Genomic DNA, 18,142 nt, shown 5'->3' on the forward strand with positions numbered 1-18,142 from the left:
ATGAGGAAGAATACAAACGATCTCTTGATCGGGTGCTTTACGGCATTCACAGGGAAACCTCACGCAGCCATGGCGCGAACAGGATGTCGCGAACAGCATAGCGACAACAGGAAAAACCATTCCTGTCAATCGGGTAGGCGGCTAAGTGAAGATTAAATTTGCGACACGGGTCGCAAATGGGCAATAGGTGCAACCGCAGGGCGTCACTGCGAGGTCGACAACTGCCGGGCCCAAATGAAAACGCCGCCTCGGCAAGCCGGGCGGCGTTGAATTCAGCTTATCGGTGCTGGATTGTCTCAGGCAACAAAGCCGAGACGGGCAGCCGCCACGGCGCCGGTCTGGCCGGGCATGGTCTTGGCGAGGCGCTGACGCTCCAGAGCGGTCGTCAGGTTCATTTCGCGGCGGGCGAACAAGCGGGCAAAGAGCTTCATCATCATCTCCATTTGGTTGCTCAGACGGGTCGCCTTCGCTTGATGGAGTGGGGCAGCTCGTTTTTGCTGGCGCTGATATAGGCTCGCATCGGCAAAAACTAAATCGCAAAAACGAAGCGCTTGATATGAAAAGCGACACGATTTGCGACATTTTTGGGCAATGTGCCCACAATTTCCTATTGTTTACAGCGCTTTAGCTGATCCGTTAACCCGCTATGCGATTGGTTCATATGCGTCATGCAGCGGCGGCATGGCTGGAAAAGTCGTTTGAATGCAAACAAAAAAGGCCTAAACAAACAAAAGGCCTGCCGAGCTGACGCGGCAGGCCTTCAGAACTCCATACACACGTGATTACTTCGCTCCGGCCCAGCTTCCGACACCGTGGCGCAGGCCGGTCTTGACGTCGGCGGCTTCCGGCCAGCCGATATCCTTCTGCAGTTCGATCGGCAGCGCATGGATGGCGCGTTCGGTCTGGTAGCGGGCGCGGGCCGCGCTGAATTCGGTCGCAAGCCGACCGATGGACGACAGGATAGACATTTCTTTCTCCTCTATGCGGGCAGGGAGGCGCCCGTCACTGCGTTAAGTCAGGTCTGTTTCAGCTTCATTTCATGTCGATTGCAGGACTGTGTCAGGGTCGTTTCATGGCTGCCTTTGGCAGCATCCTGCATCGATCGAGTTGACTATGCGCCCGGAGTGATGTTCAATCAAACGAAATGGAATGATGGATTGCATCAGAAAAATTGAAGGCACGCTCCCATGAATGCCCCGCTCAATCATCCCTTGCCGCTGCTTGACCTCGATGTGCTGCGCACCTTCGTGGCGATCGCGGAGACCGGCTCATTCACCACCGCCGCCAACGCGGTGTTCCGCACGCCGTCGGCCGTCTCCATGCAGATCAAGAAGCTTGAGGATATCCTCGGCCGTTCCGTCTTCGCGCGCGACGCGCGTTCGGTGACGCTGACCACGGATGGCGAGATGCTGCTCGGCTATGCCCGCCGGCTGCTGTCGATCAACCGCGAGGTGGTGTCGAAGTTTATCATCCCCGACATTGTCGGCGTGGTGCGGCTTGGGTCCCCCGACGACTATGGCGAGCGCGTGCTGCCGCATGTGCTGAAGCGCTTCGCGCAGTCGCATCCCTCGATCGCCGTCGATGTGACCATCGACCAGAGCATCAATCTGCGCCGGCGTATGGACGACCGCGCGCTCGACATCACGCTGCTGACCAATTCCTACAAGACCAGCGCGATCGGCGCCGAGGTTCTGCTAACCGAACCGATCGTGTGGGCCGGCGCCAAGGGCGGCTGCGCGCATCTGCGCGAACCGCTGCCGGTGTCGCTGTGGGAGGAAGGCTGCGCATGGCGGGCAGGGGCGTTGGAAGCGCTTGGACGCGAGGGCCGCAATTACCGCATCGCCTATATGAGCGCCCACACAGCCGGCCAGCGCGCCGCGATCATGGCCGACCTCGCGGTGGCGCCGCTGCCGAAGTCCTTCCTCGGCAACGAGATGGTCTCGCTTGGCGCGAAGGACGGCATGCCGGAGATCGGCACCTACAATCTCGCCATGGTGGTGGCGCCCGACGCCAGCGCGCCGGTGAAGGCCGTGGCCGACCATATTCGCGCGACGTTCGAATTGTTCCGCGAAACCGGTAAGTTCTGACGAGCCTTGTCGTGAGCCGTGCCTCAGTTCTCGACGATCTCATCGCGTTCAGAAAGCCGCTCGATCTTCTGACCGAAATGATGAGCGACGTGGGTTGGTCCGAGACGCCAGTGGCTGTCCTGACGGCGGATCATATCGTGAGCGTTCTCCAACGGTTTCGGTCGGGAGCACTCACCGCGGCCGATGTGGAAGGTTGGGCGGATCTGATCGAATGCAGGGAGGACATCGACTATCAGTCAGATCGCTATGAGGAAATATTGCAAGCGATCTACGTGTTGGCCAATCCGGTCTTGAATGGATTGCCTGATGAAGCTTTGACCGACCAGGTGATCGGCTCGCTCTTGCGCTGACCAGTGGTTTTGTCGCTGCTCAGAAATGCGACGATGCTGTCGCGCGCGCGGCGCGTTTCCGGCATCTCGATCAGCGGCCAGACGTGGAACATGCCTTCCTCATAGACCACGTCCACCTCGACGCCGGCAGCCCGCGCCCTTTCGGCGAAGATGAGATTATCTGGTGTCAGCATGTCGCGTGAACCGGTCAGCAGCAGCGTCCTCGGCAGCACGGACAAGTCGCCGTAAAGCGGGCTGATGTGCCAGTCTTTGCGGTCGAAACCGGCGCTGTAGAGCCGCACCGCTTCCAGCCCACCCGGAATACCCAGCCACGGATCCTGCCGCTCGGCCTCGAAGACTTCAGGATTTGCAAGCGAAACGTCGAGGCCGGGCGAAATCAGCACGTGATGCGACGGCGAGGGCAGGCCCTCCTCGGCCGCCATCATGGTGAGCACGACCGCCATGTTGCCGCCGGCGGAATCGCCCATGAAGACGATGTCCTCGGCGTCGGTCTCTTCAAGCATGCGCCGGTAGACGTCGCCGACCATGCCGAACATGTCGTGGAAATCATGCTCGGGCGCGATGGGGTAGATCGGCACGGTGATGCCGAAACCGAGACGCTCGGCCATCTCGGCGATCATCCCCCAGTGGTAGGACGTGATCTGAAAGACATAGGCGCCGCCATGCATGTAAAGGATGCGCCGGCGCTTGCCCGCCTTCGGCGCGATCTCATAGACGGGAAAGCCGCCGATCTCGGTCTCGGTGATGTCCAGCCGCGCCTTCAGCAAGGCCGGCGGGTGATAGTCCTCGGTCTTGCGGGCGTAAGCGATCCAGCGCTGCAGGTTCTCGGGACTGGAAAAGGCTTTCTTGCGGCTGTGCCGCAGAACGAACGAAACGAGATGGCTTTTCAAACTGGGCATGCGGATACACGGATCTCGGCAGAGCCGACTAAGAGAATTCCCGAAGATCGTACCGCTGTTGAAAATGTCAAGGATTCACGCTGGCACATCGGCGTGATCCGATGGCACCAGTTCCTTGTTTGCGCAATTCTGGACGAACTACGGCAAGCCGCCGAGCTCAATCGCTGCGCGCTTTTCCTGGATTTGCCTGGCGCCGCCTCGGCAGCAGCGCGGCGCGCAGTTTGTTGTCGCCGGTCGCCGGGGCCGCCTTGCGACCCCGGCGCTTGCCAAGCAGCTTGCATTTGTCGGCGAAGGTCATCAGCGCGGCGTGCCCAGAAGCAGCTTGTGCAGTGCTGCCTGCGGGTCGCTCGGCGGCGAGGCCGGCCAGCCGATATCCTTCTGGACATGCGCCGGCAGATCGTTGAGCGCGCGAATCGCTTTGTTCCTGGCATGAGCCTGCCTGACGGTGACACCGAAGCGGCTGAGATTTCCGAACATCGACATTTTCATCTCCCTTGAAGAGCAACGGCGGCCGAAAATTGTCGCTGCCGCCATGCGATGGCCGCTAAATGCGTCATGCATGTATCGGGTCGATTTCGCGAGAACAGGGTTTCGGTTTCGGGATCGCGCGGATCCGGAAACATTTGCACGCAAATGAATTAAGCAAACCGACGGGCCGAGTCCGGTCCGAATAGCTGCCATGGGCGGTTGACGGGGGCGAGTGGCTGCATAGTTATTGTGCAATGCGGCGTGGGGTAAGTGCACCGCAGCATGATGCGAGACGGGTCAGGGCATCGTGACAAGCATACATAGCATCCAATATCTGCGCGGCCTCGCCGCATGCGCGGTGGTTTGCTTCCATGTCAGCGAGCAGTTCGGCGGTCCGTTCGATGTCGGAGCCGCCGGCGTCGACGTTTTCTTCGTCATCAGCGGCTTCATCATGTGGGTGACGACGGCGGGCAGGCCAGCCAATCCCTGGCGTTTCATGAGCCGCCGCATCACCCGCATCGTGCCTTTCTACTGGATCGTCACGCTGTTGACCGCGGCGGGGATCCTGCTCAAGCCGCAGTTCTTCTACGGCCATTTCCTCAGTGTGGCGAATTTCGCCGGCTCGCTGTTCTTCCTGCCGGTCCTGCAGGACGATGCGCTGCATCCCATCGTCATACAGGGTTGGACGCTTTGCTATGAGATGATGTTCTATCTCGTCTTCACGCTCGTCCTGTTTCTGGGCGAGCGCTGGCGGTTCGGCGTTCTCGTGGGCGCACTTGTCGCCATCGTCGCGCTGCATTTCGTCCTTCCCGAGGGATATGCGCATGCCTTCACCGATCCTGTCGTGATCGAGTTCGCGGCCGGCGTCGTCGTGGGGCGCTTGTGGCTTCACGGTACCAGGCTGCCGCTCGGGGCGGGGCTGGCGATGTCTGGCGCGGGATTCCTTCTGCTTGCGGCCGGCACGCTGTTCGATGCCGATTTGCCTCGCGCCTTGCTCTGGGGGCTTCCGGCCGCATTGATCGTGGCAGGCGCGGTTTTTGCCGAGCGAGCGCGGCCGTTCAAGCCGGCTCAATTGCCCACTTTTCTCGGCGACGCGTCCTATTCGATCTATCTGTGGCATGTCGCGGTTGGCGTGCTGGCGACGGGCGTCGTCCTGAGGATCGGAATTCCCGCGGCTTTGCAGCCGGCGACGATCCTGGTCGCCACGCTTGCACTCTCGGCGATGCTTTATCTGACTGTCGAAAAGCCGTTGATCGGGCTGCTGCACCCGCAAGGACCCAAGGCGCCGCCAAGGCAAGCAACGCCGCGGCCGCAGGGGCCGCGGCAAGGCCGGCTAAAGCCTTGTTCTAATCGCGGCCGCGGCGTGCCGCGCGCTCCTCGCGCGAACGCCGGCGCGGGGTGGCGTCGCCGGCGGTGCCGTCCTCGCTCATTGCCTTGCGCGGCGGCAGCTTCACCGCTGCAGCCAGCTTCGGGAACGGGTCGACCTTGTTTGGCAGCGCCATGGCGTAGACGAAGTGTTCCTGGAACTTGGGCTCCAGCGCTGTCTCGATCTTCTCGATCCTGCTCACGGTTTCCTCGATCTCGCGCCGGTAGCCACGATTGAGCAGCGCCATGCGCGCGCCGGCGCCCGCGGCATTGCCGACGGCCGAGACCTTGTCGAGATCGCAATCCGGGATCAGGCCGAGCACCATGGCGTATTTCGGATCGATGAAGGAGCCGAAGGCACCGGCGAAATGGATGCGGTCGACATGATCGGTGCGCTGCTTTTCCATCAACAGCTTGGTGCCGGCATAGAGCGCCGCCTTGGCAAGCTGGATGGCGCGCACATCGTTCTGGGTGATGGTGATCTTCGGCTCGCCTTCCTTCAGCACATAGGAGAAGGTGCGGCCGTTGGGCACGATGCGCGGCGAACGCATGCTGAGCGATCCGTCGACGACGCCGTCCTCGGAAATGATGCCCGACAGATACATCTCCGCGATCACTTCAATGATGCCCGAACCGCAGATGCCGGTGACGCCGGTTGCCTGCACGCTTTCGGCGAAGCCCGGCTGATCCGACCACAGTTCCGAACCGATGACGCGGTAACGCGGCTCCAACGTGTCGGGATCGATGCGCACGCGCTCGATGGCGCCTGGCGCGGCGCGCTGTCCACCGGAAATTTCCGCGCCCTCAAAGGCCGGACCGGTGGGCGAGGAGGCCGCGACGACCCGCGTGGAGTTGCCGAGCACGATCTCGGCGTTGGTGCCGACGTCGACGATCAGCATCATCTCGTCCTGCCGGTGTGGACCTTCCGACAAGGTAACGGCGGCGGCATCGGCGCCGACATGGCCGGCGATGCAAGGCAGCATGTAGAGGCGGGCGCCCTGGTTGAGCTTGAGGCCAATATCGGAGGCCTTGATGCGCACCGCGCCGGAGACGGCGAGAGCGAAGGGCGCGCCGCCGAGTTCGGTCGGATCGATGCCGAGGAACAAATGATGCATGATCGGATTGCCGACGAAGACGGAATCCAGGATGTCGGCGCGGTGGACACTGCCTTCCGCGCAGACCTTGTCGACCAAGCTGGAAATGGCCTCGCGCACGGCCACCGTCATGCCTTCGCGGCCGTCCGGATTCATCATCACATAGGAGACGCGGCTCATCAGATCCTCGCCGAAGCGGATCTGCGGATTGGACGTGCCGGAGGATGCGGCGACGCGGCCCGACAGCAGCGACACCAAATGCATGGCAATGGTGGTCGAGCCGATGTCGCAAGCGAGGCCGTAAGCTTCGTTCTTGAGGCCGGGCCACAGCGCGATGACGCGCGCGATATCGCTGTCGGCATCCTTGTGGATGGCGGCCGTCGCGGTCCAGTTGCCCTTGCGCAGGATGCCCTGCACCTGCGGCAGCAGATAGAAGTCGAATTCGAGATTCTTGAGGCCCCAGTCCTTCATCAGGGCGATCTTGAGCCGGTCGAGATCGCCGAGCGGCTTGTGCATGTCGGGCTCTTCGATCTCGACATAGCACATGCGGATCGCCGTATCGCGGGCGATCACCCTGGTGTCGGCGTCCTTGCGGATGGTCTGGGCGTTGATGACCGTGTCCTGCGGCACGTCGATGACGAGGTCGCCGAGAATCTGCGCCGAGCAGGAGAGGCGGCGCCGATCGGGCAGGCCGCGCACGCGCTCGTAGCGCTCCTCCTTGGCGCCCTTGGGCGAGATATGGTCGTTGGACGAGACGATCTTGTGCTTGGCGAAATTGCCTTCCTGCACCTCGATCTGGCAGCGCCCGCAAGTGGCGCGGCCGCCGCACACGCTTTCGACATAGACGCCGAGCTGGCGCGCGGCATCGAGCACCGGCGTGCCGACCGGGAACCGGCCGCGCTTGCCTGACGGCATGAACAGGACGAGCGGATCGGTGATGTTGGGCGGAGGATTCATGCTGGCACGCGTCTCGCTGGCAATGGCCGATGCCGTTTAACGGATCGTTTTACTGTTGGGTGGAGAGTCTGCTGGTCCAGGGGCCAACCATGTCGGATCTGCTGCTCTCCGCCGTCCTCACCGCCTTCACCATGGTGCGCGTGATCAAGGACTCTTGGCTGCGCAATCCGCAATACCTTGCCACCGGAATTCTCGGCGCGGTCGTCGGCGCGCTGCTGCTGCACGCCTACTGGCCCGCCTATGACGATGATTTCATCGTCGGCGGCGTCACCGGCATTTTCGGATCGTGGGCGGGCATGGCGCTGTTCGATGCCATAGTGGGTATGGCCTGAACACAAAGCAGAGCTGTCCGACCGCATCCACGATGCGATCGGACCAGCCTTGTTTGCGGTGCGGCCCACGATTGCGCGCTTATCCCCGGGCCATGCGGGCTTCGCGGCCGCCGCGGCGACGGCCGCCGGCAGCGGCGCCATCGCCGGGAGCGGTCACCGCGACCGGCGCGGCAACGGCATGGCCACCTTCGGCCGGCTTGTAATCCTTGTAGGTGCGGATCCAGTTGGTGCAGTTCTCGTCGGTGCCGTTGAGCACATTGGCGCCGCGCACGGCTTCCATTTCCTGCGGACGGACCGGGTTCATAATTGCGGAGGTCATGCCGGCGCCGATCACCATTGGAATGAAGGCGGCGTTGATGCCGTGGCGGTGCGGCAGGCCGAAGGAGATGTTGGAGAGGCCGCAGGTGGTGTTGACCTTGAGCTCTTCGCGGAGCCGCCGCAGCAGCGCGAACACCTGGCGTCCGGCGTCGCCCAGCGCGCCGATCGGCATCACCAGCGGGTCGACGACGACGTCATGCGAAGGAATGCCGAAGTCGGCGCAGCGCTCGACGATCTTCTTGGCAACGGCGAAGCGCACATCCGGGTCCATCGAGATGCCGGTCTCGTCATTGGAGATGGCGACGACCGGGACGTTGTATTTCTTGACCAGCGGCAGGATGGCCTCGAGCTTTTCTTCCTCGCCGGTGACGGAGTTGACCAGCGGGCGGCCCTTGGCGACCTTCAGCGCGGCTTCGATCGCGGCGGTGACCGAGGAGTCGATCGACAGCGGCAGATCGACCAGGCCCTGCACGATCTCCAGCGTCTGCACCAGCAGCGCCGGCTCGGTGGCGTTGGGGTCGACGGCGGTGACGCCGGCATTAACGTCGAGCATGGTGGCGCCGCAGGCGGCCTGTTCCAGCGCGTCCTTGATGACGGTCTCGAAATTGCCGGCCACCATCTCGGCGGCGAGCTTCTTGCGGCCGGTCGGGTTGATGCGTTCGCCGATCACGCAGAAGGGCTGATCGAAGCCGATGACGATTTCTCGGGTCGCCGAGGCGACGATGGTGCGGGTCATGCGATCTCTCCGTCGGGATATAAAGAGTTCTTTATATCGTTATCTGATTTGGTTCAAGGTGAATGCTGACTGCCACGCCTGGTCTCTAAGTCAATGTATGTCGTTGTCCCAAAACCGGTTCCCACTTTTGGGCGACATACATCAATGCGCGGTCTTCACCATATCCACCTGGGTTTCGGTAATCTCGTCGTGCAGTATGTGGTCGAGACGCTCGGCGACGATCTGGTCGTCGCGGCGGATTTCGCGTTGCCAGGGCTGGCGGCCTTTCAGCACGCCGGATTCATCGACGATCTCGGCGACATATTCCTCCTGGCGGTAGGCCATCACATGGATGCCGGCGACACCCGGGATTTCCTTCACCTCGTTGATGATGTCGATGCAGAGCTGCTTGCCTTCCTTCTTCTGATCCTGCGCGCCTTCCAGCCGCTTGATCACCGCATCGGGGATATGGATGCCCGGCACGTTGGAGCGGATCCACTTCGCCGTCTTGGCGGAAGCCAGCGGACCGACGCCGCAAAGCAGGAAGAGCTTTTCGGTGTGGCCGAGGTCGCGGGCCTTCTGCATGAAGGTTTTGAACATCGGCACGTCGAAGCAATACTGCGTCTGCGCGAACTGCGCCCCGGCGGCGATCTTCTTGCCGAGATGGATCGGGCGGAAATCGTAAGGCGGCGCGAAGGGATTGACCGCGCAGCCGAGGAAAACCTGCGGCGGCGTCGTCAGCTTGCGGCCGGACAGGAACTTGCCGTTGTCGCGCATGATGCGGATGGTTTCGAGCAGCGACATGGAATCGAGGTCGAAGACAGGCTTGGCGCCGGGCTGGTCGCCGGCCTGCACGCCGTCGCCGGTGAGGCAGAGCATGTTGGCGACGCCCATCGCGGCGCCGCCCAGCACGTCGCCCTGAATGGCAATGCGGTTCTTGTCGCGGCAGGCGATCTGCATGATCGGGGCATAGCCCATGCGGGTAAGCAGCGCGCAGATGCCGACCGAGGACATGTGGCAGTTGGCGCCCGAGGCATCGACCGCGTTGATCGCATCGACCCAGCCGTCGAAGATCTTGGCGCGGTTGTAGACGTCTTCCGGATCGGCGCTGTCGGGCGGGTTGAGCTCGGTCGTCACCGCGAATTCGCCGCGACGCAGCACGCGCTCCAGCCGGCCGCGCGAGGTGTGGCCGGGCAGGGGATCGAGCGGCAGATGGATGCCGGCCGGATTCTCATCGCGCTGGCGGACGTTCATGCCGAAGCTCCGGGGTTCTGGTTCGTCTCACGCGCGGCGGCGGCCTGCGCAGTAACGCGCAGCCAGGCCGAGGTTTCGCGCAGCGACTGGTCGACCGGCTTCTGCACGTCGAGGATCTTGTCGCCATGCACCATGTTGCGCGAGCCTTCCCAGGCCTTGACCCAGACGCAGGGCATGTCCGGCTCGACCTCGCAATTGCCGTTGGCGCGCACGCCGCCGCACGGGCCGTTGCGCAGCTGCTTGGGGCAGTTCATCGGGCACGACATGCCGGTCGACGAAAGCACGCACTGGCCGCACATGCGGCAGTCGAACATGAAGCCCTTGACGCGCTTCTCGACGAACTTCACCGGGGCTTCGACACGGCTATAGCCGATGCCTTTCCAGAGCGGATGCAAGAGCAGGAAGACGTCGGCGAACCGACTGTAGAACCATTCGAGCAGTCGCGAGTGCCGGATGGACCAAAGCCGCACGGCGAAGGTGCGCTGGACGCGGCGCTGCGGGGACACGTCGGCCGGCTTGTAGTCGGATTTCGGCGCCGCCTTCTTGACCAATGTGGCCTGGGTAACCGCCGGCTGCTTCTCAGACATTTTCTTTCCCGCCAGCCTTGACCAGAGCGACCAGCCGCTCGCGGTCATATTTCGCGTCGAGTTCCTGATAGGCCTTCTCGACCTCGGCCTCGATGTCATCGCCGACAGGGATCGGGTCGGCCTTGCGCCATTCCGCCAGATAGTCGTCGGTACCGCCGGCGCCGGTGCGCATGGCGCACATGTCGATCGCCTCGGTGAAGCGCAGCGGCAGCTCGCGCTTGGCGTTCTGCCGGCCCTTCTTGACGATGACCTGGGCAGGAATGTCGCGCCAATAGACGACGATCAGATCGGCCATGAATTCTCAACTCCTCGCAGTCCCTGGAGCATTGCCGCATGCGCTGTTGGGCCGCTTGTTATGGGACGACGCGCGCCCCTTCAAAAGCGACGCTGGCGATGGCGCAAAGCGAATGCTGGAATCCGTTACCTGCCGATCACCAGACGCGCTTGGTCAGGCCGGTCCAGAGATAGAACCAGATCGTCGGGTGATACCACTGCTTCGACGGCAGGTCGGGATCGATAGTTTCCAGTCTGCCGGCCAACGCGTTGCCGACCGCTTCGACACAGATATCGCGCGAAAAGGCGGCCTGGCGCAGCGCATAGCTGGCGATTGTGTCGCCCATCTTGGGCTTGCCGCGCGCCTGCTTCAGCACGCCGCCGGTGTCGACGCCGGCGTCGACCAGGTGAACGGTCGTGCCGAAGTTCTGCGCGTCGCCGGAGGCCAGCGCCCAGTAGCCGCCATTCATGCCGCGATATTTTGGCGCGATGCCGGCGTGATAGTTGAGCACCGGGCAGGGCATCTTCCTGAGCGTGTCTTTCGACAGCAGCCTGCACCCGGCCAGCAGGACGACGCCTGGTTCGATGCGCGTGATTTCCTTCAGGCATTCCGGCCCGTTGGCCGACGGCACATGGATGATCGCCTGGCCTTGCGGCGGCTCGGTCGCGAGCTTCTCCTCGGCGATCAGCCGCTCGGCGTGGCCGGCAAGGAAGCGCTTACCGAGCCTGGTCAGCACCATGGTGCCGAACTGGCCGATGGCCGAGATCCAGCCCTGGCGCCGCGCGCGGCCCATGAGCAGGCGCTTTTTGGATTCGGGCGCTTCGAGGATGACGCTGACGGGGCCGACCCGATCGGCAATCGCATTGACGATGGCCCAGATATGCGGGCCACCTTCGGTGACGACCACGATCGGTCGCGTACTCGATTCCGACGCTGCCATGGCAAGCACCCGCTCTGAAGACCGGCGGATGCTATTCGGCGCGGGTTAATCCTTGGTGTGCCGAAGGCTTTCAGTCAGGCGTCAGGCCCGGCTCAGCGCTTGAACTCCATGATGTCGAGTTTCGATTCGTAATAGGGCGCGGGGAATTCGATCCGCCATTCTGTGGCGCTGTTGCGGAAGGCGTAGCCGACCTGGTCGCTCTCGGGGCCGCTGCCATAAGGCTTGGCCTTGTCGTCATTGACCGAGAACGAGCCGAGATAGATGGCGCGCTTCTCATTGTCGTCGAAGAAGCGGCCAGTCGTGCGCTGCGAGCCGCTGATCTTCGCAAGCCGCCAGCCCGAGCCGTCGTCTGTCACCTTGCACTTGAACCAGCCATAGATGACGAGCGGGCTGATACCGCCTGCCTTGATGGTGCGGCACTTCCAGTTGCCGGTGAGATCCTTGTCGGAGAAGGCGACGAGCGGCTTGGCGAGCAGTTCATCCAGTTGCTTGACCTCGGCCGGATCGCCGGCCTTGGCCTCGTCGAGGGCCGCCTTGCGCGTCTCGCCGTACTTGTCCAGCCGCGCCTTGTCGGCGGCGGTAATCAGCTTCTGCACCTCGCCATCGGCATGAGCGGGCAAAGTGAGGACGATGAGGCCGAGGGCAGCGAAAAGCAGGCGAGGGGTCATGAAATCCGTTTCCTCAATCAATGGCTGGAACAAAGTTCTTTCTGTCACTGGCGCACAACTTACCGGTTCGCGATCGTCTGTCATCCGTGCTTAACAGCGTGGGCTCGGAAAAATGGTGTTCGATCGATGCGGATCTTGCTGACGGGATCGTCCGGCTGGCTGGGTAGCGGGCTTGAACCAAGGCTCAGGGCGCTCGGCCATGACGTCATCGGCCTCGATCCGGTTGCCTCGGCGCGCACGCAAGTCGTCGGCTCGATCGCGGATCGCGATCTTGTCCTGAGAACCGTCCGCGAGCACAGCATCGAGGCCATCATTCACAGCGGCGCGCTGCACAAGCCGAACATCGAGCATTATGAGAACAGCGCCTTCGTCGCGACGAATGTGCAGGGCACGCTCAACCTGCTCGACGCAGCGGTTGCCTGCGGCGTGCAGCGCTTCGTCTTCACCTCGACGACGTCGCTGATGATCTCGCAGGCGATCCGCGCCGGCTTCCAGGGCGGCGCGCGCCAGGCGGCCTGGCTGACGGAGGAGATGTCGCCGGAGCCGCGCAACATCTATGGCGTGACGAAGCTTTCGGCCGAGCATCTGTGCCGTCTTTACAACCTTCAGCATGGATTGCCGGTGGTGGTGCTGCGCACGGCACGCTTCTTTCCCGAAGCGGACGATATGGCGCATGCGATCGAGCAATCGGATGCCAACACCAAGGCCAACGAATTGCTGTTCCGCAGGCTGACGGTGGAGGATGCGGCGGAAGCTCATGTCGCGGCATTGAAGAAGGCGCCGGAACTCGGCTTCGACGTCTTTATCGTCTCGGCGCCGACGCCGTTCAGGCCGCAGGATTGCGCGGAACTGATCGCCGATGCGCCATCCGTCGTGGCGCGCTATTTTCCCGACTATCCGCGGCTCTATGCCAAAAGGGGTTGGACGATGTTCTCCTCGATCGACCGCGTCTATGATCCGTCGCAGGCGAGGGAGCGACTGGGCTTCGTCTGCAAGACCAGCTTCGCCGATGTGCTTGCGGCGCTGGAAGCGGAGGCGTGAAGCCCCCTCAGGCGCGAACCGCCACCCGCGCCAGTTCGCTCGTTAGATCACCGTAGCCGGTCGGTCGGCGCTCATAGGTAAGCCCGAGCATAATTGCGGCTTTCTCGGCGACCTTGTCGAGCTCCGGATCGTCGGTCTGGGCGAGATAGATGAGCTTCTCGTAGTTGCCGAAATAATCCTTGATCAGCTCGGGATGCCGGTCGAGGCCGAGCGGCCTGATGAAGAAGGCATCGAACTGGCGGCAGAGGAAGTCGGTCATGTAGAACGACATCATGTCGCCATCGGCCACCTTCGCATAGGCGTCCATGCCCTGGTAGAAGGCAAAGCAGTGCGGCCCGGCCATACGCTCGACGCCGTGTTTCTCGATGACACGGTCGAGCAGGCCGCCGGTGCCGCAGTCGGCATAGCCGACGAAGATGTGATCGTAACCTTCGGCCTTGGCCTTCTCGATCGCCTTATCCATCGCCGGCGCGATGCGGTCCGGATAGAAATGGAACTCGGCCGGCAGGCAGGTCAGTTCGAGATGGTCGAGCTTTAGCTGTTGCTTGACGGCCAAAACTTCGCGCGCAATCATTCCGCAGGCGATGACGAGCAGCCTGTCTGTTTGATTCGGTTCCGTTTTTTGCGTCTTGACCAAGTCGGGCCGGCTTTCGCTGGGGCTTAATATCTGTCGAGGGAGACACCGTCCATGAAACTGCTACGCATCGCGCCGATCGCCATTCTGGCCTGCGCGCTTGCACTCACCGCCTGCGCCAACACCATCCGGGGCGTCGGCAAGGACGTCAAATCGACGGCAAGGGCGGTCAAAGACACTGTCAACTGATCTTCTCCCATCATCTGGGAACAAAAAAGCCGCGCTGCAAGGCGCGGCTTTTTTTGATCCATCCTGATGCCTTGGGTCAGGCGGAAGCGCGAACGTTGTGCTTGCGCTTCATGAAATCCTTGGCGGTCTCCACGGCCACCGCCGCGTCGCGGCAATAGGCGTCGGCGCCGACGGCCTTGCCGAATTCCTCGTTGAGCGGCGCGCCGCCGACCAGCACGACGTAATCGTCGCGGATGCCCTTTTCCTTCATCGTGTCGATGACGACCTTCATATAGGGCATGGTGGTGGTGAGCAGCGCCGACATGCCGATGATGTCGGGCTGGTGCTGTTCGATCGCGTCCAGGTACTTCTCCACCGCATTGTTGATGCCGAGGTCGATGACGTCGAAGCCAGCGCCTTCCATCATCATGCCGACGAGGTTCTTGCCGATGTCGTGGATGTCGCCCTTGACGGTGCCGATCACCATCTTGCCCTGCTTCGGCGCGCCGGTGGCGGCGAGCAGCGGACGCAGGATCGCCATGCCGGCCTTCATGGCGTTGGCCGAGAGCAGCACTTCCGGCACGAACAGGATGCCATCGCGAAAATCCTCGCCGACGATGCGCATGCCTTCGACGAGCGCCTCGGTCAGCACCTTGTAGGGCGCCCAATTGCGCTCGAGAAGGATATGCGTGCCTTCCTCGATTTCTTCCTTCAGCCCGTCATAGAGGTCGTCGTGCATCTGCTGCACAAGCTCCTCGTCGGAAAGCTCGGAAAGGATGATCTCGTCGTCGGACATTTTTCTCGGGCTCCTTGCTGCTCGGAATGACTGCGGCAGCCTAAAAATCGATGCGCCAATACCTAACCCGCGAGGGCAAGCTAGCCATAGCTGATTTGCGACTTCCCGCAAAAGGAAAGCGACTGAAAAGTTGGCGCTTTTCTTGTCGATTTTGCGACAGGCGTTGGCGCTGGCTGGCCGTTTCCAATAGGGTGCATGGCTACGATCCGGCAAGAAGCGGCGACGATGAGCCGCCCCAGCCAATTCAGGCCAAGTTATAGGAAGAACGATCATGAGCGATAACGCGGCAGTCGAGCAGGAAGCGTCGGGCGGACGGCGCGGACGCGGCGCCAGCGGCGGCGCGGCGGCACGCCGTGCTGCCCGTTCGGGCGGCGGCCCAGGCACCCAGCTCACCTACATCAGGCGCAAGATCAACGTCTACGAGGTCCTCAACGAGGAGGGCCTGGCGCTGATCGAGAAGAACACCGACACGGTGCTGGAAGAGATCGGCATCATCTTTCGCGACGACGCCGAGGCGCTGGCGCTGTGGAAAGAAGCGGGCGCCGACGTCAAGGGCGAGCGCGTGCACTTCCCCAAGGGGCTCTGCCGCTCGCTCTTGAAAACCGCGCCTTCGATCTACACCCAGCATGCGCGCAACCCGGAGCGTTCGGTGCAGATCGGCGGCAATGCGACCGTGTTTGCGCCGGTCTACGGCCCGCCCTTCGTGCGCGACCTCGACGGCAATCGCCGCTACGCGACGATCGAGGATTTCCAGAATTTCGTGAAGCTCGCCTATATGGCGCCGTCGATCCACCATTCGGGCGGCACGGTCTGCGAGCCGGTCGATGTGCCGGTCAACAAGCGCCATCTCGATATGGTCTACAGCCACATCCGCTATTCGGATAAGCCGTTCATGGGGTCGGTGACGGCGCCGGAGCGGGCCGAGGACACGGTGGCGATGGCCAAGCTGGTGTTCGGCGACGACTTCGTCGAGAACAACACGGTGCTGACCAGCCTGATCAACGCCAACTCGCCGATGGTATTCGACGAGACCATGCTCGGCGCCCTGAAAGTCTATTCGCGCCATAACCAGGCCTGCATCGTCACGCCCTTCATCCTGGCCGGCGCGATGAGCCCGGTGACGGTTGCCGGCACGCTGACGCAGGTGCTGGCCGAAGTGCTCGCTGGCGCCTCGTTCACGCAGCTGATCCGCCCCGGCGCGCCGGTGCTGTTCGGCACCTTCGCCTCGTCGATCTCGATGCAGTCGGGCGCGCCGACCTTCGGCACGCCGGAGCCGTCGCTCGTCTCCTATGGAGCGGCCCAGCTCGCGCGGCGGCTCGGCCTGCCGTTCCGTACCGGCGGTTCGCTCTGCGCCTCGAAGATCCCGGATGCGCAGGCGGCCTATGAGAGCGCCAACACGCTCAACTCGACCATCCTCGCCGGCACCAATTTCGTGCTGCATTCGGCCGGTTGGCTGGAGGGCGGTCTCGCCTCCTGCTACGAGAAATTCATGATGGACATCGACCAGCTCGGCATGCAGCAGAAGTTTGCCGAGGGCGTCGATCTGTCGGAAAACGGCCAGGCGATGGATGCCATCCGCCAGGTCGGCCCGGGCAGCCATTATCTCGGCTGCGACCATACCCAGGCGAACTTCCAGACGGCCTTCTACCGCTCCAACATCGCCGACAACAATTCCTACGAGCAGTGGCTGGCCGAGGGCGAGAAGACCGCGCCGCAGCGCGCCAACGAGCTCGCCCGCCGCTGGCTGGAAAGCTACGAAGCGCCCCATCTCGATCCGGCAATCGATGAGGCACTCAAGGAGTTCATCGCCAAGAAGAAGGGCTCGATGCCCGACGCCTTCACTTGAAAGGAGCCCGAGTCAGGCCGGGCTAAAGTGGCCGACATCATCCACAAGGAAGTCTGGCGGAGCGCTTTCTCCGAACCGGACCGGAAGCGATGATTTTTGCGCGCGGCGCGACTATTCTCCGGCGGTTCAAGTCGGAGGTCCAAATGCGTCGAAGGGCGTTGAAGGGGATCGCGGCTGATGTCGCCGCGTCGTTCATCAGCCGTAACAACGATTGCGATGGATACTGGACCGTCGGCAAACTTCATTCGTACGCGAGAGAACACTCGACGACTAAAATCCTGATCGATGTATGGGGCCAGTTGCCGAGCACGCTGTCCGAATTCGCTTCGATAGCCGCCAAATACGGTTCAATGATCGAAGCTCAGGCTGCCGCGAAGGGCTTGGGAATTCGTGCCGGTCAAATTGAAGTCGAGTTCGATCTTCCGAAAACTAACCAGTGCTCGGCGGACGAAGCCGGATTCATCTGCGCGGTGACAATCGTTGACGACCGAGGGCAAGCTTGGATCCGCAAGGCCCTCGGCTGCTCCCGCCCGCATGATCCAAAACGAGAGCGACGTAGCTCGCGAGCTCAAGGCGAAGCTATCGCCCTATGATCGGTGGCTATCATCATGTCAGTGAGGCTCTGGTCCGATATGGACTAATCGTCCGCGGTGGCTTCAATTTCGTCGATGACGAAGACGTTCCCCTCGGTCCATCAGGCGTTTCCGCCAAATCTGCGCTGCTCATCGGGCAGGCGGGCGCGGCGCTTTGGCCGCATTTCCAGCGCTGGCTGGGGCAGCAGGCGAGGGACATTGCCAATCCGCTCGACAGCTGGTCGCGCGAGGTGATCGGCGCGGTGGCGAAAGAATTCGGCGCCCGCGCGGTGTCGCCTTCGGATCGGCCCTATCTGCCGTTCCAGCAATGGGCGATGCGGGCTGAGGGGCTGAAGCCGTCGCCGCTCGGCGTTCTGATGCATCCGCAATATGGGCTATGGCACGCCTATCGCGGCGCATTGCTGTTCGAGGACGAGATTTCTCTTCCCGAAGCTCATTCAGCGATTCATCTTTGCGACACATGTGTAGCAAAACCTTGCCTGAAATCCTGTCCGGTCGACGCCTATTCGGTGAATGGCTTTGCGCACCAGGCGTGCCTGGCGCATGTGCGTGGCACGCATGGTGCGCCTTGCCGCGCCGGCGGCTGCCTCGACCGCAACGCCTGTCCCTATGGCGCTGCGTATCGCTATCCGGCTGACGTGCAGGCTTTCCATATGGCGGCGTTCGCCGGCCTGTAGGCATTTTTCTAGGCCGCACGGAAACTTGACCACCATTGAGATGTCGTGGCTTGCCCTGACGGGCGACGTGGATATCTAT

The 18,142-nt window shown here is 62.5% G+C and carries 22 protein-coding genes and 1 pseudogene; 9 read left to right on the plus strand and 14 right to left on the minus strand.

The window, feature by feature from the left end; translation table 11 throughout:
* Window positions 1-296: 296 nt before the first annotated feature.
* Both EN862_RS37340 and EN862_RS06935 read right to left on the minus strand, forming a co-directional pair.
* Complete coding sequence (locus EN862_RS37340) at window positions 297-431, minus strand: hypothetical protein (RefSeq protein ID WP_108702985.1); 135 nt, start codon at window positions 429-431, stop codon at window positions 297-299.
* 351 nt (window positions 432-782) lie between these two features.
* Window positions 783-968: a hypothetical protein gene (locus EN862_RS06935; protein WP_042645026.1), complete on the minus strand. Its 186-nt coding sequence runs from the start codon at window positions 966-968 to the stop codon at window positions 783-785.
* Window positions 969-1,187: 219 nt separating this feature from the next.
* Here EN862_RS06935 and EN862_RS06940 point away from each other — a divergent pair, with 219 nt between their 5' ends.
* Both EN862_RS06940 and EN862_RS06945 read left to right on the plus strand, forming a co-directional pair.
* Window positions 1,188-2,087, plus strand: coding sequence for a LysR substrate-binding domain-containing protein (locus tag EN862_RS06940; RefSeq protein ID WP_127863404.1), 900 nt, complete (start codon window positions 1,188-1,190; stop codon window positions 2,085-2,087).
* Window positions 2,088-2,098: 11 nt separating this feature from the next.
* On the plus strand, window positions 2,099-2,437 hold the full coding sequence (locus EN862_RS06945; RefSeq protein WP_127863405.1) for a hypothetical protein: 339 nt from the start codon (window positions 2,099-2,101) through the stop codon (window positions 2,435-2,437).
* Here the strand turns inward: EN862_RS06945 and EN862_RS06950 are convergent.
* From EN862_RS06950 to EN862_RS36055, 3 genes are all read right to left on the minus strand, one after another.
* Window positions 2,356-3,336, minus strand: coding sequence for an alpha/beta hydrolase (locus EN862_RS06950; protein ID WP_127863406.1), 981 nt, complete (start codon window positions 3,334-3,336; stop codon window positions 2,356-2,358). The genes EN862_RS06945 and EN862_RS06950 overlap by 82 nt on opposite strands.
* Before the next feature lie 157 nt (window positions 3,337-3,493).
* Entirely contained in the window at window positions 3,494-3,634 is a 141-nt protein-coding gene (locus tag EN862_RS36050; protein WP_189400876.1) for a hypothetical protein, read from the minus strand.
* A complete protein-coding gene (locus EN862_RS36055) occupies window positions 3,634-3,819 on the minus strand; it encodes a hypothetical protein (RefSeq protein WP_127874242.1) in 186 nt (61 codons plus the stop codon). The genes EN862_RS36050 and EN862_RS36055 overlap by 1 nt, the downstream gene beginning before the upstream one ends.
* 343 nt (window positions 3,820-4,162) lie before the next feature.
* Here EN862_RS36055 and EN862_RS06960 point away from each other — a divergent pair.
* Window positions 4,163-4,975 (plus strand): annotated as a pseudogene (locus EN862_RS06960) (acyltransferase); the annotation flags it as partial.
* Between the two features lie 175 nt (window positions 4,976-5,150).
* Here the strand turns inward: EN862_RS06960 and EN862_RS06965 are convergent.
* Window positions 5,151-7,220 (minus strand): ASKHA domain-containing protein, encoded by a 2,070-nt coding sequence (locus EN862_RS06965; protein ID WP_127863407.1) that lies wholly within the window; start codon window positions 7,218-7,220, stop codon window positions 5,151-5,153.
* A gap of 89 nt (window positions 7,221-7,309) precedes the next feature.
* On the opposite strand from EN862_RS06965, the gene EN862_RS06970 reads away from it, so the two are divergent.
* Complete coding sequence (locus tag EN862_RS06970; RefSeq protein ID WP_245519513.1) at window positions 7,310-7,552, plus strand: hypothetical protein; 243 nt, start codon at window positions 7,310-7,312, stop codon at window positions 7,550-7,552.
* 79 nt (window positions 7,553-7,631) lie between these two features.
* Here EN862_RS06970 and EN862_RS06975 read toward each other — a convergent pair whose 3' ends face one another.
* From EN862_RS06975 to EN862_RS07000, 6 genes are all read right to left on the minus strand, one after another.
* Window positions 7,632-8,606: a methyltetrahydrofolate cobalamin methyltransferase gene (locus EN862_RS06975; protein ID WP_127863408.1), complete on the minus strand. Its 975-nt coding sequence runs from the start codon at window positions 8,604-8,606 to the stop codon at window positions 7,632-7,634.
* A 141-nt stretch (window positions 8,607-8,747) separates the two neighbouring features.
* Entirely contained in the window at window positions 8,748-9,839 is a 1,092-nt protein-coding gene (locus EN862_RS06980; RefSeq protein ID WP_127863409.1) for a methylenetetrahydrofolate reductase, read from the minus strand.
* Window positions 9,836-10,426 carry a methylenetetrahydrofolate reductase C-terminal domain-containing protein gene (locus tag EN862_RS06985; RefSeq protein WP_127863410.1) on the minus strand — a complete coding sequence of 197 codons (591 nt, stop codon included), beginning with the start codon at window positions 10,424-10,426 and terminating at the stop codon, window positions 9,836-9,838. Before EN862_RS06985 ends, EN862_RS06980 begins: the two co-directional genes overlap by 4 nt.
* Complete coding sequence (locus tag EN862_RS06990) at window positions 10,419-10,721, minus strand: virulence factor (protein WP_127863411.1); 303 nt, start codon at window positions 10,719-10,721, stop codon at window positions 10,419-10,421. Before EN862_RS06990 ends, EN862_RS06985 begins: the two co-directional genes overlap by 8 nt.
* 136 nt (window positions 10,722-10,857) lie before the next feature.
* Window positions 10,858-11,640 carry a formyl transferase gene (locus tag EN862_RS06995; RefSeq protein ID WP_127863412.1) on the minus strand — a complete coding sequence of 261 codons (783 nt, stop codon included), beginning with the start codon at window positions 11,638-11,640 and terminating at the stop codon, window positions 10,858-10,860.
* 92 nt (window positions 11,641-11,732) lie between these two features.
* On the minus strand, window positions 11,733-12,308 hold the full coding sequence (locus EN862_RS07000) for a DUF4893 domain-containing protein (protein WP_127863413.1): 576 nt from the start codon (window positions 12,306-12,308) through the stop codon (window positions 11,733-11,735).
* 126 nt (window positions 12,309-12,434) lie between these two features.
* On the opposite strand from EN862_RS07000, the gene EN862_RS07005 reads away from it, so the two are divergent.
* Window positions 12,435-13,349: an NAD(P)-dependent oxidoreductase gene (locus EN862_RS07005; RefSeq protein ID WP_127863414.1), complete on the plus strand. Its 915-nt coding sequence runs from the start codon at window positions 12,435-12,437 to the stop codon at window positions 13,347-13,349.
* A gap of 7 nt (window positions 13,350-13,356) precedes the next feature.
* Here EN862_RS07005 and EN862_RS07010 read toward each other — a convergent pair whose 3' ends face one another.
* Complete coding sequence (locus EN862_RS07010) at window positions 13,357-13,986, minus strand: DUF1638 domain-containing protein (protein ID WP_127863415.1); 630 nt, start codon at window positions 13,984-13,986, stop codon at window positions 13,357-13,359.
* Between the two features lie 51 nt (window positions 13,987-14,037).
* Between EN862_RS07010 and EN862_RS07015 the strand changes: the two genes are divergently transcribed.
* Window positions 14,038-14,172, plus strand: coding sequence for an entericidin A/B family lipoprotein (locus EN862_RS07015; protein ID WP_041003961.1), 135 nt, complete (start codon window positions 14,038-14,040; stop codon window positions 14,170-14,172).
* A gap of 76 nt (window positions 14,173-14,248) precedes the next feature.
* On the opposite strand, the gene EN862_RS07020 is transcribed toward EN862_RS07015, so the two are convergent.
* A complete protein-coding gene (locus EN862_RS07020; protein ID WP_126099636.1) occupies window positions 14,249-14,947 on the minus strand; it encodes a B12-binding domain-containing protein in 699 nt (232 codons plus the stop codon).
* A gap of 271 nt (window positions 14,948-15,218) precedes the next feature.
* Here EN862_RS07020 and EN862_RS07025 point away from each other — a divergent pair, with 271 nt between their 5' ends.
* The 3 genes from EN862_RS07025 to EN862_RS07035 all read left to right on the plus strand — a co-directional run bounded on the left by EN862_RS07025 (window position 15,219) and on the right by EN862_RS07035 (window position 18,063).
* Window positions 15,219-16,793: a trimethylamine methyltransferase family protein gene (locus EN862_RS07025; protein ID WP_127863416.1), complete on the plus strand. Its 1,575-nt coding sequence runs from the start codon at window positions 15,219-15,221 to the stop codon at window positions 16,791-16,793.
* A gap of 89 nt (window positions 16,794-16,882) precedes the next feature.
* Window positions 16,883-17,386 (plus strand): hypothetical protein, encoded by a 504-nt coding sequence (locus EN862_RS07030; RefSeq protein WP_127863417.1) that lies wholly within the window; start codon window positions 16,883-16,885, stop codon window positions 17,384-17,386.
* Window positions 17,383-18,063: a 4Fe-4S dicluster domain-containing protein gene (locus EN862_RS07035; RefSeq protein ID WP_127863418.1), complete on the plus strand. Its 681-nt coding sequence runs from the start codon at window positions 17,383-17,385 to the stop codon at window positions 18,061-18,063. Before EN862_RS07030 ends, EN862_RS07035 begins: the two co-directional genes overlap by 4 nt.
* Window positions 18,064-18,142: the final 79 nt, after the last annotated feature.

The organism is Mesorhizobium sp. M2E.F.Ca.ET.219.01.1.1 (assembly GCF_004016445.2).
GTDB lineage: Bacteria > Pseudomonadota > Alphaproteobacteria > Rhizobiales > Rhizobiaceae > Mesorhizobium.

Bases quoted from the DNA above. Each gene is read 5' to 3' on its own strand.
- EN862_RS07000 (WP_127863413.1), bottom strand. From the start codon at position 12,308: ATGACCCCTCGCCTGCTTTTCGCTGCCCTCGGCCTCATCGTCCTCACT.
- EN862_RS06980 (WP_127863409.1), bottom strand. From the start codon at position 9,839: ATGAACGTCCGCCAGCGCGATGAGAATCCGGCCGGCATCCATCTGCCG.
- EN862_RS06985 (WP_127863410.1), bottom strand. From the start codon at position 10,426: ATGTCTGAGAAGCAGCCGGCGGTTACCCAGGCCACATTGGTCAAGAAG.
- EN862_RS07020 (WP_126099636.1), bottom strand. From the start codon at position 14,947: ATGTCCGACGACGAGATCATCCTTTCCGAGCTTTCCGACGAGGAGCTT.
- EN862_RS06950 (WP_127863406.1), bottom strand. From the start codon at position 3,336: ATGCCCAGTTTGAAAAGCCATCTCGTTTCGTTCGTTCTGCGGCACAGC.
- EN862_RS06975 (WP_127863408.1), bottom strand. From the start codon at position 8,606: ATGACCCGCACCATCGTCGCCTCGGCGACCCGAGAAATCGTCATCGGC.
- EN862_RS06970 (WP_245519513.1), top strand. From the start codon at position 7,310: ATGTCGGATCTGCTGCTCTCCGCCGTCCTCACCGCCTTCACCATGGTG.
- EN862_RS06940 (WP_127863404.1), top strand. From the start codon at position 1,188: ATGAATGCCCCGCTCAATCATCCCTTGCCGCTGCTTGACCTCGATGTG.
- EN862_RS07005 (WP_127863414.1), top strand. From the start codon at position 12,435: ATGCGGATCTTGCTGACGGGATCGTCCGGCTGGCTGGGTAGCGGGCTT.
- EN862_RS07035 (WP_127863418.1), top strand. From the start codon at position 17,383: ATGATCGGTGGCTATCATCATGTCAGTGAGGCTCTGGTCCGATATGGA.
- EN862_RS06965 (WP_127863407.1), bottom strand. From the start codon at position 7,220: ATGAATCCTCCGCCCAACATCACCGATCCGCTCGTCCTGTTCATGCCG.
- EN862_RS06935 (WP_042645026.1), bottom strand. From the start codon at position 968: ATGTCTATCCTGTCGTCCATCGGTCGGCTTGCGACCGAATTCAGCGCG.
- EN862_RS07025 (WP_127863416.1), top strand. From the start codon at position 15,219: ATGAGCGATAACGCGGCAGTCGAGCAGGAAGCGTCGGGCGGACGGCGC.
- EN862_RS07015 (WP_041003961.1), top strand. From the start codon at position 14,038: ATGAAACTGCTACGCATCGCGCCGATCGCCATTCTGGCCTGCGCGCTT.
- EN862_RS07030 (WP_127863417.1), top strand. From the start codon at position 16,883: ATGATTTTTGCGCGCGGCGCGACTATTCTCCGGCGGTTCAAGTCGGAG.
- EN862_RS37340 (WP_108702985.1), bottom strand. From the start codon at position 431: ATGAAGCTCTTTGCCCGCTTGTTCGCCCGCCGCGAAATGAACCTGACG.
- EN862_RS36050 (WP_189400876.1), bottom strand. From the start codon at position 3,634: ATGACCTTCGCCGACAAATGCAAGCTGCTTGGCAAGCGCCGGGGTCGC.
- EN862_RS06990 (WP_127863411.1), bottom strand. From the start codon at position 10,721: ATGGCCGATCTGATCGTCGTCTATTGGCGCGACATTCCTGCCCAGGTC.
- EN862_RS36055 (WP_127874242.1), bottom strand. From the start codon at position 3,819: ATGTCGATGTTCGGAAATCTCAGCCGCTTCGGTGTCACCGTCAGGCAG.
- EN862_RS06995 (WP_127863412.1), bottom strand. From the start codon at position 11,640: ATGGCAGCGTCGGAATCGAGTACGCGACCGATCGTGGTCGTCACCGAA.